Annotated in this window: 11 protein-coding genes; 5 read left to right on the top strand and 6 right to left on the bottom strand. The window is 37.7% G+C overall.

Features of this window, described 5'->3' with window-relative positions; genetic code table 11:
• The first annotated feature begins 21 nt into the window (after positions 1 to 21).
• Positions 22 to 447, top strand: a complete 426-nt coding sequence (locus ACQKL6_RS17710) for a GlcG/HbpS family heme-binding protein (protein ID WP_402969145.1) — start codon at positions 22 to 24, stop codon at positions 445 to 447.
• A 595-nt stretch (positions 448 to 1,042) separates the two neighbouring features.
• Here the strand turns inward: ACQKL6_RS17710 and ACQKL6_RS17715 are convergent.
• The gene (locus tag ACQKL6_RS17715) at positions 1,043 to 2,932 is read right to left on the bottom strand and encodes a hypothetical protein (protein WP_427651625.1); all 1,890 of its coding nucleotides are present in this window, start codon (positions 2,930 to 2,932) and stop codon (positions 1,043 to 1,045) included.
• Between the two features lie 174 nt (positions 2,933 to 3,106).
• Here ACQKL6_RS17715 and ACQKL6_RS17720 point away from each other — a divergent pair, with 174 nt between their 5' ends.
• Both ACQKL6_RS17720 and ACQKL6_RS17725 read left to right on the top strand, forming a co-directional pair.
• Positions 3,107 to 3,622 (top strand): hypothetical protein, encoded by a 516-nt coding sequence (locus ACQKL6_RS17720; RefSeq protein ID WP_427651626.1) that lies wholly within the window; start codon positions 3,107 to 3,109, stop codon positions 3,620 to 3,622.
• Positions 3,623 to 4,987, top strand: a complete 1,365-nt coding sequence (locus ACQKL6_RS17725) for a hypothetical protein (RefSeq protein ID WP_427651627.1) — start codon at positions 3,623 to 3,625, stop codon at positions 4,985 to 4,987.
• 239 nt (positions 4,988 to 5,226) lie between these two features.
• On the opposite strand, the gene ACQKL6_RS17730 is transcribed toward ACQKL6_RS17725, so the two are convergent.
• The 4 genes from ACQKL6_RS17730 to ACQKL6_RS17745 form a co-directional block, all read right to left on the bottom strand.
• Positions 5,227 to 5,613, bottom strand: a complete 387-nt coding sequence (locus tag ACQKL6_RS17730) for a restriction endonuclease (protein ID WP_427651628.1) — start codon at positions 5,611 to 5,613, stop codon at positions 5,227 to 5,229.
• Positions 5,614 to 5,915: 302 nt separating this feature from the next.
• Positions 5,916 to 6,482, bottom strand: coding sequence for a recombinase family protein (locus ACQKL6_RS17735; RefSeq protein WP_427651629.1), 567 nt, complete (start codon positions 6,480 to 6,482; stop codon positions 5,916 to 5,918).
• Between the two features lie 467 nt (positions 6,483 to 6,949).
• Complete coding sequence (gene cysI, locus ACQKL6_RS17740; RefSeq protein WP_402989602.1) at positions 6,950 to 8,680, bottom strand: assimilatory sulfite reductase (NADPH) hemoprotein subunit; 1,731 nt, start codon at positions 8,678 to 8,680, stop codon at positions 6,950 to 6,952.
• A gap of 27 nt (positions 8,681 to 8,707) precedes the next feature.
• Positions 8,708 to 10,519 carry an assimilatory sulfite reductase (NADPH) flavoprotein subunit gene (locus tag ACQKL6_RS17745; protein WP_402989605.1) on the bottom strand — a complete coding sequence of 604 codons (1,812 nt, stop codon included), beginning with the start codon at positions 10,517 to 10,519 and terminating at the stop codon, positions 8,708 to 8,710.
• A gap of 235 nt (positions 10,520 to 10,754) precedes the next feature.
• Between ACQKL6_RS17745 and ACQKL6_RS17750 the strand changes: the two genes are divergently transcribed.
• Together ACQKL6_RS17750 and ACQKL6_RS17755 are read left to right on the top strand one after the other, a co-directional pair.
• On the top strand, positions 10,755 to 11,648 hold the full coding sequence (locus ACQKL6_RS17750; protein ID WP_402989607.1) for a LysR family transcriptional regulator: 894 nt from the start codon (positions 10,755 to 10,757) through the stop codon (positions 11,646 to 11,648).
• A gap of 154 nt (positions 11,649 to 11,802) precedes the next feature.
• Positions 11,803 to 12,993: an oxalate decarboxylase family bicupin gene (locus ACQKL6_RS17755; protein WP_402872514.1), complete on the top strand. Its 1,191-nt coding sequence runs from the start codon at positions 11,803 to 11,805 to the stop codon at positions 12,991 to 12,993.
• A 249-nt stretch (positions 12,994 to 13,242) separates the two neighbouring features.
• Here ACQKL6_RS17755 and ACQKL6_RS17760 read toward each other — a convergent pair whose 3' ends face one another.
• Positions 13,243 to 13,902, bottom strand: a complete 660-nt coding sequence (locus ACQKL6_RS17760; protein WP_427651631.1) for a hypothetical protein — start codon at positions 13,900 to 13,902, stop codon at positions 13,243 to 13,245.
• Positions 13,903 to 13,980: the final 78 nt, after the last annotated feature.

Genomic DNA, 13,980 nt, shown 5'->3' on the forward strand with positions numbered 1-13,980 from the left:
AGAATTAATAGGAGGATTCTCATGAATAAATTAACTTTAAAATTAGCAAAGCATTTAATTGCCGCAGCAGAACAAAAAGCAAATAACCTTAATCTATCTATGGTAATCTCTATTGTAGATGAAGGTGGAAATTTACTTGCTGTTCATCGTATGGATGACGCTTGGTTAGCCAGTATAAGTATAGCTCAAAACAAAGCTTGGACTTCTGTAGCATTAAAAATGCCAACATCAGCATTAGCCAATGCCACTACTCCTAATGCTGAACTATTTGGCTTAAACACAACCAATAATGGAAGAATAGTCGTTTTTGGTGGAGGAATCCCACTCGTTAAAGATGGAAAAGTCATTGGTGCTGTCGGCGTAAGTGGCAGTAGCGTCCCAAATGATATTCAAGTTGCCGAGGCAGCAATTAAAGCTTTTGAAGAACTAGCATTAGTTAGCAATTAGTATCATCACAAAAGTTCATGATATAACTATTTTAATTTTAACCGAGTATCTTTGGTTGTAATCGTCATAATAGCCATACTAATGTCTATGCAAGAGAACCAACCTTCTCTTCGCAACATTAAAATAATAAATAAGCTATATATTTCAAAAACACTCTATGATGCCAATTAAAAAAGCTACAGTGACAAAGACCTTATACCTTGTGAAAGATAAATTATACTAATGGTTCTAAAGAAATTGGATTATAAAGGTGCTATCCCAAAAGTCATTATCATGACACTTGGGACAGCACCTTACTTTTTGAGAGTGTTTATAACATGTATTATGTAAACTGAAGTATAATACATAGAATATGTTCCCACACTCAACTCGGCTTGGGTAGTGATGGATGATAATTATTGATTTAGTAGTGATTACATCATGCCGCCCGTAAGCTTTGAGAGTGTAACATCGTTAACAAGAAGTGCAAAAAGCGCGGTAAATCAACGTTTTAGATATTATTTACTGTAACATCTTTAACGGTGATTTACAGTTTTTTAAGGGATTGCGTTCGCAAAATGTTAGCAATTTCAACATTTCAATACTTAACTCTTTCTTACTGATTATTAAAAGCTAGCACAAGTTTTGCACCCATTCCTTTTACTTCTTTTATTCTATACCCTTTAGCATTATTATTAAGTACTTTTATGAATTTATCATTTAAGTCCTTTTTTGCTTTATTCTCAGGAGTTTTTTTAGTGTTTTTTGATTCATGAAACTCTACTATCATTTTATTTTTACTTACCTTTATCAAGATAGAATCAATATCTGTTGCAATTCTTTCATTCGGTGATTTTGTAATATCATATATTGTAATTCTTGCCATGCTAGCTAAAATAAATCCCTCAAATGTGCGAGTAGCTGATTTTTTCAATTGTAATATTTCAAAAGCTCTATCACCATCAGGTTCATTTTCTATGGCATAGTTGAAAATACGGTTTAAACTTGTACTTTTTCCATCAATGTCGAAAATAAACTGTGGGTATTTCCTAGTTTGTATGTTCACATCCCAAATATATTGATCCTTAATAAAATACCTTAGAATACTCCATAGTAACTCTTTATATAACGGGATGATATCATTCATATATCTACGATTCAATTCCGGGAAAGTTAACCTTCTTGACTCGATGACTATTTCAATTAATTTTTCTTTATCAAACTTGTAGTCTTCCCCCATCGAAATAACGTTCTCCAAAACTCTATCGATATCAAAATTTGCATTTTGTTCTAGAATTCTAGTTAAGCCATGGATATAATTACAGATATTAAAAATGAATGATGGCAGCTGCTCCTCTGAAAATTTATCCACACATAAGAAGAAATCTATATATCTTAGGCCGCTAACAGGATTATAATCAATGCTATATTCAGTATCCCGACATCCTGTACGTACCTTAGCTAGCTCATTTAAATCTGATTTAAAATCATTATCACTTTGTAAAGATTCTTTCAACTGTAATCTAGAGAAATGTTTTAAATTTTTTTGGAGATCGCTGTGCAAACCTTTTGAAAGCGCTAACTCAATTAATGAATCAACACCCTCTGCTTTATATGCACTTAGCAAATTCTGTGATTCTATTTCATAATTTCTTTGTAGTTCTAATACGTTTTTATTTAAGTAGAGTTCATCATGAAGTAGTGAAGTTATCGGCTGTAACTGTTCAGATAAACTTTTATTATTGTATGTATTATCTATTGAACCCAGAGAAATAATGGATGCAATCAAATCAATAGTAACCGGCATATGAGAATAATGTCCATCAATAGAGATAATAGATAACCTTCTTATTACATTAAATAGCCTTTTTAATTGCTCAAGTTTTTCTTCATTGACCCTATAACTTAGATGGCTTTTATCCAATAATAACAATTTAATTAGTTTAAGTAATTTTTCCCTTGACTTAATATTACGTAAGGTTCCTTTGTATATTCTTCTTATTGCCAAGACATAGTGCATCTTAGAATAATCATAATCCATAATTACTTTGGCACACCAAGACTTTAGTTCGCTGTCGTCAATTGGTCTTAGTAACTGAGTTCTAAAACCTTTTGTCTTAATAGCATACAGCATTATTGCTTTTTCATCACCAAAGGTAAATTTTGTGTGTCCATAGTTTGAGAGAAGAAACCAAGACTTTACAATGGAGTTGCCTGATATACTCTCACCATCTACTTTTAGACTCCCTAAACTTAAATTAGAAGAACCCTTATGAATATTATCAACTAAATCCACAAGGGCGCATTGTAACATTACATAGTCAAACCGAGAGTGAGATGAACCCTCAAATACCTTAGCAATTAAGCCCAAGTGTTTAATTTCTTTTTGCCTTTTAAATTCATTTGTTTTCTCAAATAGATTTATTACCTCTAGAGATATATCATAAAAGTTGATATTAACTATTCCCAGCGTAGGAATAGTTATTGTATAAGTTATATTTTCCATATCAAGCTCCAGTTAAGTTTTTTTCCGAGTACCTAAATGTTCCCGACTTGGTAGTAATATTAAATGAATATTATAGGAAAATTTTTACTCCAGTAATATAATAACATTATATATAATTGATTATTAACTTGCTATAAAATTTAGGTAGAAAAAACCTTTAAGGAGCTAATATAAATGAACTTTAAAACTATAGACTCCCTTCAATCGGTTGTAAATGTAGTAAATGAAGCAGGAATGGCAATACAGGATAAAAAAAGGACACTGTTAAATAGCCCTCTATCAGATGTACTTTCAGGTGCATTGGGTGCTGGGCTAGGTGGAGCAGCATCTTTTGCAGCTCTATATGGTTTAGGTACTGTCGGATTAAGTGCTGCCGGCATTACTTCAGGTCTAGCAGCTGCTGGTGGAATTGTTGGTGGGGGAATGGCTGCAGGTGTTTTTGTTCTTGCTGCTCCAGTAGCTTTATTAGCAGGTGGTGGTATAGCGTTAAGTGCATGGCACAGAAAAACAAAATTGAAACAAGAAAAGGAACTACTTTATCAAGAAGCTCTTCGTAAGCACAACGCTATCATTAAAGCTCTTAAAGAAGAAGTAGATGCTACAAAAGAAAGAGCAGAATATTTAAACGGATTAAATATATTATTACAACAAGCCATTAAAGATCTTAGAGCAGATCTAGGTACAGCATAAATGGGGAAATTTCAGTATTCTGAATCAGAAAAAGAAATTAATAGAGTTTTAAAATATCATGATGATACATTAAATTCTATGCCTTCCCTTGAAAAAGATTTAATAACTCTAAATGACAATATTTCTTCAAGCGGGAAGTTGTTAGAGGAACTAGGACTAAGTGATAGAGCTAATAGCATAAAGAACGATATGACTAATTCAAAAGCATCAAAGAAAATACTAAATATACAGTCATGGGAAGAAATTTCAAATAACACTAAAGGAACTACTAACACAGACGTTGAGTTGGAATCTTTTTTTACTGAAGCAGAACTGAAATCAAACGAAAAATACATTACCCAGTTAAGAAATGAATTTAACACACTACATAAATTAGATCCGATTGATTACTCAATTTGCATAACAGCAGGTGTACTAGCTTCTGCAGTAGATATTTTTTTAGTGGGAATACCACAGAAAACAAAAGAAGGCATCAGTGCTGGTCCTTTATCTAACTATATTCGTCAAAAGTTTGATGAAGCTATTCCACCTGAAAAGATCAAAGAGTTGGAAAATAAGTTTAAAGTACCTTACGATCCATCTACGAATCATAATTTAAATGAGTATGTCGATGGATTGAGTAGCTGGTTTCACCGATATCATTCTTTAGGTCATGATCCAATTTTAGGATTTATATTTGGTGTCTTTGATATTATGACAGGTAGGTTTACTGCAATTGATAAAAGCGGTAAAATAATTTCTCAAGTTGTAAGCGAAGTTCCAGAAGGTATGAACATTTTCAATGCAATTGCTCAAGTTTTTGGACATTTACAATCGGATGTGAACACCTCTATGGGACTTCCAGTACCGTTAATGACTCTATTTAATAGATTTCAATTTGGATCTATTGGATCAAATAATCTATCAATAGCAGAAGTTGCAAGAGGGATGTATGCACAAGGTTATGACTTTAAACATTTCTGCTCCATGTCAATTCCAACTATGATTATTGAGGTTGTTGTACGATTTTTATATTGTATTAAGAGATTAAGTGAGGGTCACATATTAAAAGACTCGATACCAGTAAACATCCTTAACAGAAGAATGCCTAAGTTACAAACCATGCTATTTATTTCTCATTCAATTTGTACAGGTGTTAATGGAGGAAAGGTTTACTTCAATCAAAATCCTCTAGCAATTAACTACACTGAATGGATGGCTTTTGCAAAATATTCAATATCTCAAATGAAATGGACATTAATTGAGAAACCAGACCTTCGGAATAAATATGTTGATGAAAAGCTTAGTGAAGATTGGGCTAGCCTTCACAGAGTAATGAATGAATCGTGGGCCATGATGCAAAAGGATTATTTAATTTTAAAATAGCTTAAAGCTTTCTACTTAATATAAAAAGCGTGCAGGACCGATATAGAGCTTGCACGCTTTAAAAGGCCTTAACTAGTAATTAAATAGAAAAGTATCAATTTACTTATTACTTCATAGTAAACTATTTACGAAAACCTTAACTTGTTAGTTATTCGCAATTTCTAAATCTTCGCCACGAAATATATTGAAAAGCTTGTTGGTCGAGAGCTAGCGATTTAACCTTTTGCACTGAGTATTTTTCAAAGCGGGATATAGTATGGATCCTTATTTATTATGGCAGCTTGCAATTTCTTTTTTAAGTATCCTTTAAGATCTCCATCCTGTTTAAGTAACTTATAAAGTTCCTCAAGGTTAATAAGGATTATTAAGGCCTTAGAAAGTGAATCCTTACAGATAGCTACCGCTGGCTGGGTAAAAGGGGATGTAGAAATAAAAATACCACACGCTTGACCACGATTAAATATTCGAACCAAGTGTTGTGAAACCTCACCTACTCCTATAGGTTTATCCCACCATTTCATTTCCACCAAAAATATCTTGTTATCAAACTCAATTACACCATCAATTTGTTCTATTATACCTTCACCCTCAGAACCATTTAATGTAAAAGATTCTCTTTTCTCCATTGGTAATAACCTTTCAGAGCAAAGGCATTATTTTTTGACGAGTTTCTTCTATTATTTAATGACTATTTCGAATAGCTTTCTCAAACTCTAAACGAATTCATAAAATGCTGTTTTCAAGTTCCATTCCTTACCCCCAAGAAGAGAAATTGCAAAAACGAAATTTACAGTAAATTTCCGTTATTCTCCCACTTAAATTGTAAAGTATCACTGGATGTTTTTCGTTAAGTCATTCTACTCTTTTTATATCTCTTCTTTAATTCGTCCTAAAACAAGTGAATTATGGATGCACTTTGTAAAAACTATCACTCTTTAAAGTACACATTTATTTTTCTTTTTGCCCTTATTAGGGTACTCTTAGAAATCCCCGTCATATTTTCTACTTGTTTATAGGAATTAGACTCTAATAGCTGTAAAGCATGTTCAATCTGTTTCCTACTAAATTTATTCGGTCTACCTTCCCTAAAATCCTCACGTAGCTTCGCAATAGCTTTCCCTTCTTGAGTACGCTCGACTATCATATCTCTTTCAAATTCTGCAAAAGCACTCATGACACTAAAGATTAGTTTTCCCGTAGGTGTGTTCTCGACCAGACCCATATTCAGAATATGTACCTTAACTCCCTTTTCAAACAAATCTTTTATAGTCTTAAGCGCATCCACGGTTGATCTAGCAAAGCGATCCAACTTGGTAACAACCAGAGTGTCCCCCACTTTCAGCAATGAAAGTAATTCTTGAAATTGTGGACGATCCGATTTAGTACCCGTGAACTTCTCGGAGTAAATTTTTTCACAGCCCTCTTTTTCTAATGCTTGAAGTTGTGCTGCTAAATCCTGACTGATTGTACTTACCCTTGCATACCCATATTTCATGTTCTATTTCCCCTTTTTCTACTTAACTTATAACCCTAAGTTATGACACCTGTCCATCTACTGATATTACTACACTACAAAAATAGGGTCAAATCTTTTGAGTTATGCCACCAATCAAAAAAGCCAATTTAATTCATCTTGGATTATTCAATCAATTATGGAGGTACGTTTAATATATTTATATAAGGTCGATTCCCTAACTACAAAGATAAATACAGAAGTCAAAATAAGAAATACCAATTCTATCAAGATACGGAGGAAGGAAAGTTTTACAATAAAAATCGAACTACTCAACGCTACCTTTACCCATTTCAATTTTTTAACCGCCTTATGATTGGGCTTATTGAGAACCAAGTTCAAATGCTTATTGTTCAATAATCGGTCTATCTTCGAGTTTATTCAATATCGGTTTTTCGACAAATACAAAAAAGAGACAGGCACAAGTCCTGTCTCAAATACATATTTGATTATGCATGAAAATTCATACCGTCTGTTGTTGCTTTAATGACTCCCGTGCGGACGACGAAGTTTCCAAAGTGTTCGCCTTCTTGTCGTTCTTTTGCATAACGTGAAAGCAGTACACGCAATTCGCTTAATATTTCTTCTTCACCAATATTTTCGCGATACATTTTACTGAGTCGGCTGCCATCAAAGGCCGCTCCGAGATACATATTGTATTTGCCGGGGGCTTTCCCGATAAAGCCTATTTCTGCGAGGGCTGGACGGGCACAACTGTTAGGACAGCCCGTCATACGGATGGTAATCTCTTTATCCCGCAGACCATTTTCATCAACAATGCTCTCGATTTTCTCAAGTAAATCCGGTAAATAACGCTCAGCTTCCGCCATCGCCAATCCGCATGTGGGAAGAGCGACGCATGCAAGTGAGCTGCGACGGAGTGCTGAATAATGCTTGCCATCCGTCAAACCGTATTGTTCCATAAGTTCATTGATTTCTTTCTTTTTTTGACTAGAGACGTTGGCAATAATCAAATTTTGATTGGCTGTTAACCGGATATCCCCTGTATGGACTTTCGCGATTTCACGCAAGCCTGTCATCAGCTTGTAATCATCAAAATCGGCAATACGACCACTTTGGACAAACAGGGTATAATGCCACTTGCCTTGCACGCCTTTCACCCAGCCATAGCGGTCCCCATTATGATCGAAATGGTATTCCTTCGCTTCAGCCAGGTTCCAGCCAAGTCGGTTTTCCAGTTCAGCCTTGACCGTTTCAACCCCAAGTCGATCAACCGTATACTTGAAGCGGGCATTTTTTCGGATGGAACGGTTCCCATAATCCCGTTGAATCGTAATGACCTTTTCCGCCACATCCAAAATTTGGTCTGGTGTACAAAAGCCGATTACCTTGGCAAGCTGAGGATATGTCGCAGTGTCGCCATGAGTCATGCCCATGCCCCCGCCTATCGCTACATTGAATCCTACAAGTTTAGTATCTTCAACGATTGCTATGAAGCCTAAATCTTGTGAATATACATCGATGTCATTCGATGGCGGAACAGCGATTCCAATTTTGAACTTCCGTGGTAAATAAAGCGGTCCGTACATCGGTTCCACTTCTTCTACTTCCGGTGTTCCGACCACTTTCTCTTCATCAAGCCAAATTTCATGATAGGCCCTTGTTCGAGGCAATAGATAGTCACTCAACCTTTTTGACCATTCATATACTTCCGTATGTATCTCTGATTGATAGGGATTTGAGTTGCACATGACGTTTCGGTTCACATCACCGCATGCTGCAATCGTATCAAGCATGGACGCATGAATATCCTGTATCGTCTTTTTCATATTCCATTTTAAAATGCCATGCATTTGAAACGTTTCACGTGTTGTCAGCTTTAACGTGCCGTTTCCATATTTTTGGGCAAGTTCATCCATGACAAGCCACTGAGCTGGCTGGGCCACACCTCCAGGCATGCGTACACGGAGCATGAATTGATAAGCTGGTTCAAGCTTTTGTTTTTGTCGTTCATTTCGAAGATCCCGATCATCCTGCAAGTAACTGCCGTGATGCTTCATCAAACGATTATCATCATCGGGAATACCGGCACTTATTCGGTCTTGCATCACTTCCATGAGCGTTCCACGCAAGTAATTACTTCTTTCTTTTATCTCCTCGACGTCACTAGGCGGGCCGTCTGGTGCTTTTAGTATTGATTTTAATAAAGGATCCACCATATTATTTTATCTCCTTTCCGTCCGAAATCAGTATACATCTCGCTGATAGCGTTTTTCTTTTTGCATGTTGCTAAGATAGCTTACCGCTTCCTCATGGCTCATGCTGCCTTCTTTTTGGATAATTCCTATAAGGGTTTCATGGACATCATGTGCCATATTTTTCTCATCACCGCAAATATAAACAGCAGCACCCTCTTGCAACCAATTGAATAGCTCGCCACTATGTTCAAGCATGCGGTTCTGTACATATACTTTTTCGTCGGTGTCACGCGAAAACGCAACATCCATCTTAGATAACACACCTGATTTCAGCCACTTTTGCCATTCGGTCTGATAAAGGAAATCCGTCACGAAATGCTGATCCCCGAAAAACATCCACGATTTACCTTGTATTCCCGCTTCCTCACGTTCTTGCATAAACGAACGGAATGGAGCAACACCTGTACCTGGTCCTACCATAATGATTGGGGTGTCTGGATTACTCGGCAGCTTGAAATTTTGGTTAGATTGAATGTAGATTGGCAAGGTGTCACCTGGTTGTAACCGTTCCGCACATAATATAGAACAAACTCCATTTCGTTCACGTCCATACGTATTGTACCGCACTGTTCCGATTGTTAAATGGACTTCATCTGGATTCGCGGATAAAGAGCTCGCAATCGAATAAAGACGGGCCGGCATTTTCCGAAGAGTGGAGACGAACTCCTGTGCCGATTCCCCCCATTGACCAAAGTCGCGGATTAAATCAAGCAAATCTCTTCCTTGACGGTAGGCTTTTAGTTTTTCTTCATTTCCTGGTGACACTAGCTCCCGTAATTTTTCATTGCTTGAAAGCTGTGCCGCCTGTTCAAGAAGCGATTTAGTCAAAACAGTTATCTCCAAATGGGAGCTGAGTGCTTCTTTAAGCGAAAGAACATCTCCCTGTTTGTTTACGGTCACCTTTTCTTCAGGCTCCCACTCGATCTCTTCAAGAATAAGGTCTACAAGTGCAGGATCATTTTCTGGATATACACCAAGACTATCACCAGGCTCAAATGTGAGTCCAGAGCCTTCTAGCGACAACTCCAGATGACATGTTTCTTTATTTGAACCTCGGCCATTCAAATTCAAGTTTTCCAGAACTTCGGCTTTGAATGGATTTTTTCTTGAATATACGGATTCACCAACAACTGATTGCTCAGCAGGAGCAACAATAGCCGCTTCCCCGGCCTCACTTAAGCTCGCAATAACACCTTCTAGCCACTCCGTTGCAGGTTCATCATAATCCAAATCGCAATCAACGCGAGGATAAAGCCTTTTGCCACCAAGCTCTTCCAAACGCTCATCGAAGTCCTTGCCCGTTTGGCAGAAAAACTCATACGAGCTATCACCAAGCGACAACACGGAAAAATGGAGATCATCCAGTTTCGGTGCACGTCTTCCATTCACAAATTCATGAAACGTCAAAGCATTATCCGGCGGGTCACCTTCACCATGTGTACTAACTGCAATAAGAAGGTTTTTGACTTTCTTCAACTGATTCGGCTTGAAATCACTCATGGAGGAAACGGCTACTTGAAAGCCTTTTTCCTCTAACTTCTTAGCCGCGTTCTCCGCAATCCTTTGGGCGTTGCCTGTCTGGGATCCGTAGAGAATGGTCACTTCTTTTGATATTGTCTTTTCTTGTTGTTTAACAAGAAGTTCTTGCAGTGGTGCCTCTGTTATCGCAGAAAAAGACTGCGTCGCAGACAAATAACCGTTCAGCCAAACTTTTTGCGTTTCTGTCAAAGTTGGCAAAAGACGATTAAGAAGTTCTACTTGTTCTTGGTTAAACGGACTGTTCATTACCTGAAGTTGCAACGATTTCCACCTCGCAAAAGAATAATAACTATCATTTTATGTATAACGAATATTCAAATAATTATCGTTATAGTCGCATAACCTTTTATTCTAGTATACAAGCATAACAATAATGAAACGACATTTTTTCAATTCTATATATTTCTAGTTAAACTTTACCAGATGTAAAATCATTAGTAAAATATATATATGTTATTTAAACTATTAGGAATACTAATGATTAGGTGGGATATATTTGTATTACGATGCATTAAAAACGTTTGTAACCCTTGTCGAAGTCAAAAATTTCACAAAAACTGCCGATAGACTTCTAATGTCACAGCCCAATGTTAGTTTACATATAAAAAAACTGGAACAAGAGTTTCAGACAAAATTGCTTCTGCGATCGCCAAAATATATAAAAATCACCCCAACCGGAGAAATTTTATACGAGCGGGCAAAGCAGATGATCACGATTTACGAACAAACGAGACGAGACATCGAGGAGCGTCACAACACGATAAAAGGAGAATTAAAGATTGGTGCTAGTTTTACAATTGGCGAGTATATACTCCCCTCTTTACTCATCGATCTGCAAAATGACTATCCCGAACTCGAGCTTCAAGTCATGATAGGAAATACGGAAGAAATCGTTCAATCCGTCCAGTTATACAAAGTGGATATAGGCTTGATTGAAGGCCAGACCAATGAAAAGGAGCTTTCCGTGCACTCCTTCATGCAAGATGAATTATTTATCGTTTCCTCCAACAAACATGAACTAGCTAATAAAAAAGATCTAACGATATCCGACCTGCAAAATCAGGCATGGGTCACTCGAGAAGTAGGATCGGGTACCCGTGAATACCTGAACCACCTTATCCGTTCAAACGGGCTGAAAGTCAAGTCGCTCCTGACCATCAGTAGTAACCAAGGAATTAAAGAAACACTTATAAAAAATGGAATGGGTCTCTCTCTCCTGTCCCGTAGTGTCATAGAAAGAGATGTACAGCATCATATCCTTTCTATCTTACAGGTGAAAAATGAGACGTTTCCACGTACGCTTTCCTATGTTTACTCTCCTATTATGAAAGATAAGAAAAACGTTCAAACTTTTATAAGTTCGTTAAAACAAAAATGGCCAACACAATAAGAATCAAACGAAATATAAAGGGAGGAAACGTCATATAAGTATTAACTTCCAAATGCAACCTGTTCTTACTGGCATTGAAAAGTAATGTGAGTAATATACATCATGTAGTACTGTTTAATTTCAATTAAACGGGATGGATTAAGGAGGTAAATCATTGACGAAGCCGATTGATTTTACAGTGTATGCGGATAGAATACCTGAACCGATTCGAGCTGACGGTGCTGGTGCAACAGATCTCGGACCACGTGATATTTTACGAGCATTGGAAAATCCGGATATGCTTGTGCCCCCAGTGACGGATGAGGGAACTGTTCCGAATTTACGGTTTTCCTTCTCCGACACGAATATGGTTTTAAAGCACGGTGGATGGTCAAGACAGATTACAATACGTGAATTGCCGGTCGCCACGACACTTGCAGGAGTTAATATGCGTTTAACGCCAGGTGGCGTAAGGGAACTGCATTGGCATAAAGAAGTCGAATGGAGTTTTATGCTTGCAGGCAGAGCGAGGATAACCGCTGTAGACCAGAATGGGAAAAACTTCATTGCAGACGTTGGTGTTGGCGACCTATGGTATTTCCCACCTGGCATCCCCCACTCGATTCAAGGTTTGGAGGAAGGGTGTGAGTTTTTATTGGTGTTTGATAACGGGGCTTTCTCGGATTTAGACACCTTCGCAATCTCAGATTGGTTCGCCCATACCCCTAAAGAAGTTCTATCTGCTAATTTTGGTGTACCGGAAAGTGCATTTAAAGATATCCCGAAACAGGAAAAGTACATTTATCAAGGGGAAGTTCCCGGTCCAATCGATCAAGTAGCGATTCCAGATCCTTTCGGTACCCGGAATTTTACGCATAGCCTCCTTGGTCAAGAACCTGTTACATCTCCAGGGGGATCGGTCCGTGTGGCGGATTCCACCAATTTCCCCGTGTCGGAAAATATATCTGTAGCTCTTGTCGAAGTCTTGCCGGGAGCCATGAGGGAATTACACTGGCATCCGAATAATGATGAATGGCAATACTTCCTGACTGGCCAAGGACGGATGACCGGGTATGCAGCTGATGGAACAGCTCGTACGTTTGATGTAAGAGCAGGAGATGTTGGGTACATGCCGTTCTGCTTTGGACATTATATCCAAAATACAGGCAGCGAGACGCTTACGTACCTAGAAGTATTCAAAAGCCCCAAATATGCCGATATTTCATTAACACAGTGGATGGCATTGGTTCCTAAAGAAATTGTGGAAAGTAATTTAAATGTGGGATCTGAAGTGTTGGACGCATTAAGGAAAAAGAAATGGGAAGTGGTCAAATTCCCGGGATATACGTACAATGATTTCGAATAATGATTAGGAACCTTTCAACTAACAAATACGATTACTTCTTCGAACTGGGTCCCTTTAATAAAGGAACCCTGTTTCTTCTTGTTAGAACGCTCTGTTTCTCTCGAACGCCTGGTGATTTACTTTCTCACTATACTTGTAGGTGGATCTGTTGCTTCGTTAAATGAAGTACTCCAGGAGTCTATTCTCGATAGCCAAACCATTTTTCTTAAGTTTCACAGGAAATAGAGCCCAAGCAGGTTCGCTACGGCTCTATTTTTTCACTTTTACATTTTTTCTGGATTTCCTGTCCTGAACATCATTCACCCGCTTGATCACTCTATCAGGCAGGGTTTGAGCCAATCGCTTCAGAACAAACGAACAAGCTTCTGCTGCTATCCATGCATACAGAATACTGAAAACCGCTATGAGAAATAAGGATGGAAAATGAAAAGACGTACCAAAGCCTGAGCCTAACACAGGAAAGCGGAAAATGAAAAGAATCGCTATGATTCCCATAAATAAGGTAACTCCCGACAAGAAAACAACCATTAGCCTTGTTTTCGACTTATAGAAGGAAACACCAAGTACCCATCCTAGAATACCCGTTGTGAAGGAAAAAATAAGTAGTTCGCTAGGCTGGATAAACAATACCAGAAGGATTGTCACAGAATAAGAAAGAAATCCGTATCTGACCGATACAATCGTTGCTAAACATATAGGTAATGTCGTCATCGCACTTACGACAAAACCAATGCCGGGCATATATCCCCCTGCTGATTGAAATATGGCTGCAAACGAACTTAATATCGCGGTGAGTATTAGTTTAGTGGTAGGTAACCATTCCGTAAGGTCACGTTTGATTTCAAAAAAAGGATGCTGCCAATACTGTACGGCTATACTTTTTACCCTCTTCAGAAATCCCACCTCCATCAAATAGTAACCTAACCTTATACTATTCACTGTTTTATCTAAAAATCACTGGATATCTATCCAACTTAACGATAGATA

Origin of the sequence: Peribacillus sp. NPDC097197 (genome assembly GCF_050278025.1) — a bacterium.
Taxonomy (GTDB): Bacteria; Bacillota; Bacilli; order Bacillales; family DSM-1321; genus Peribacillus.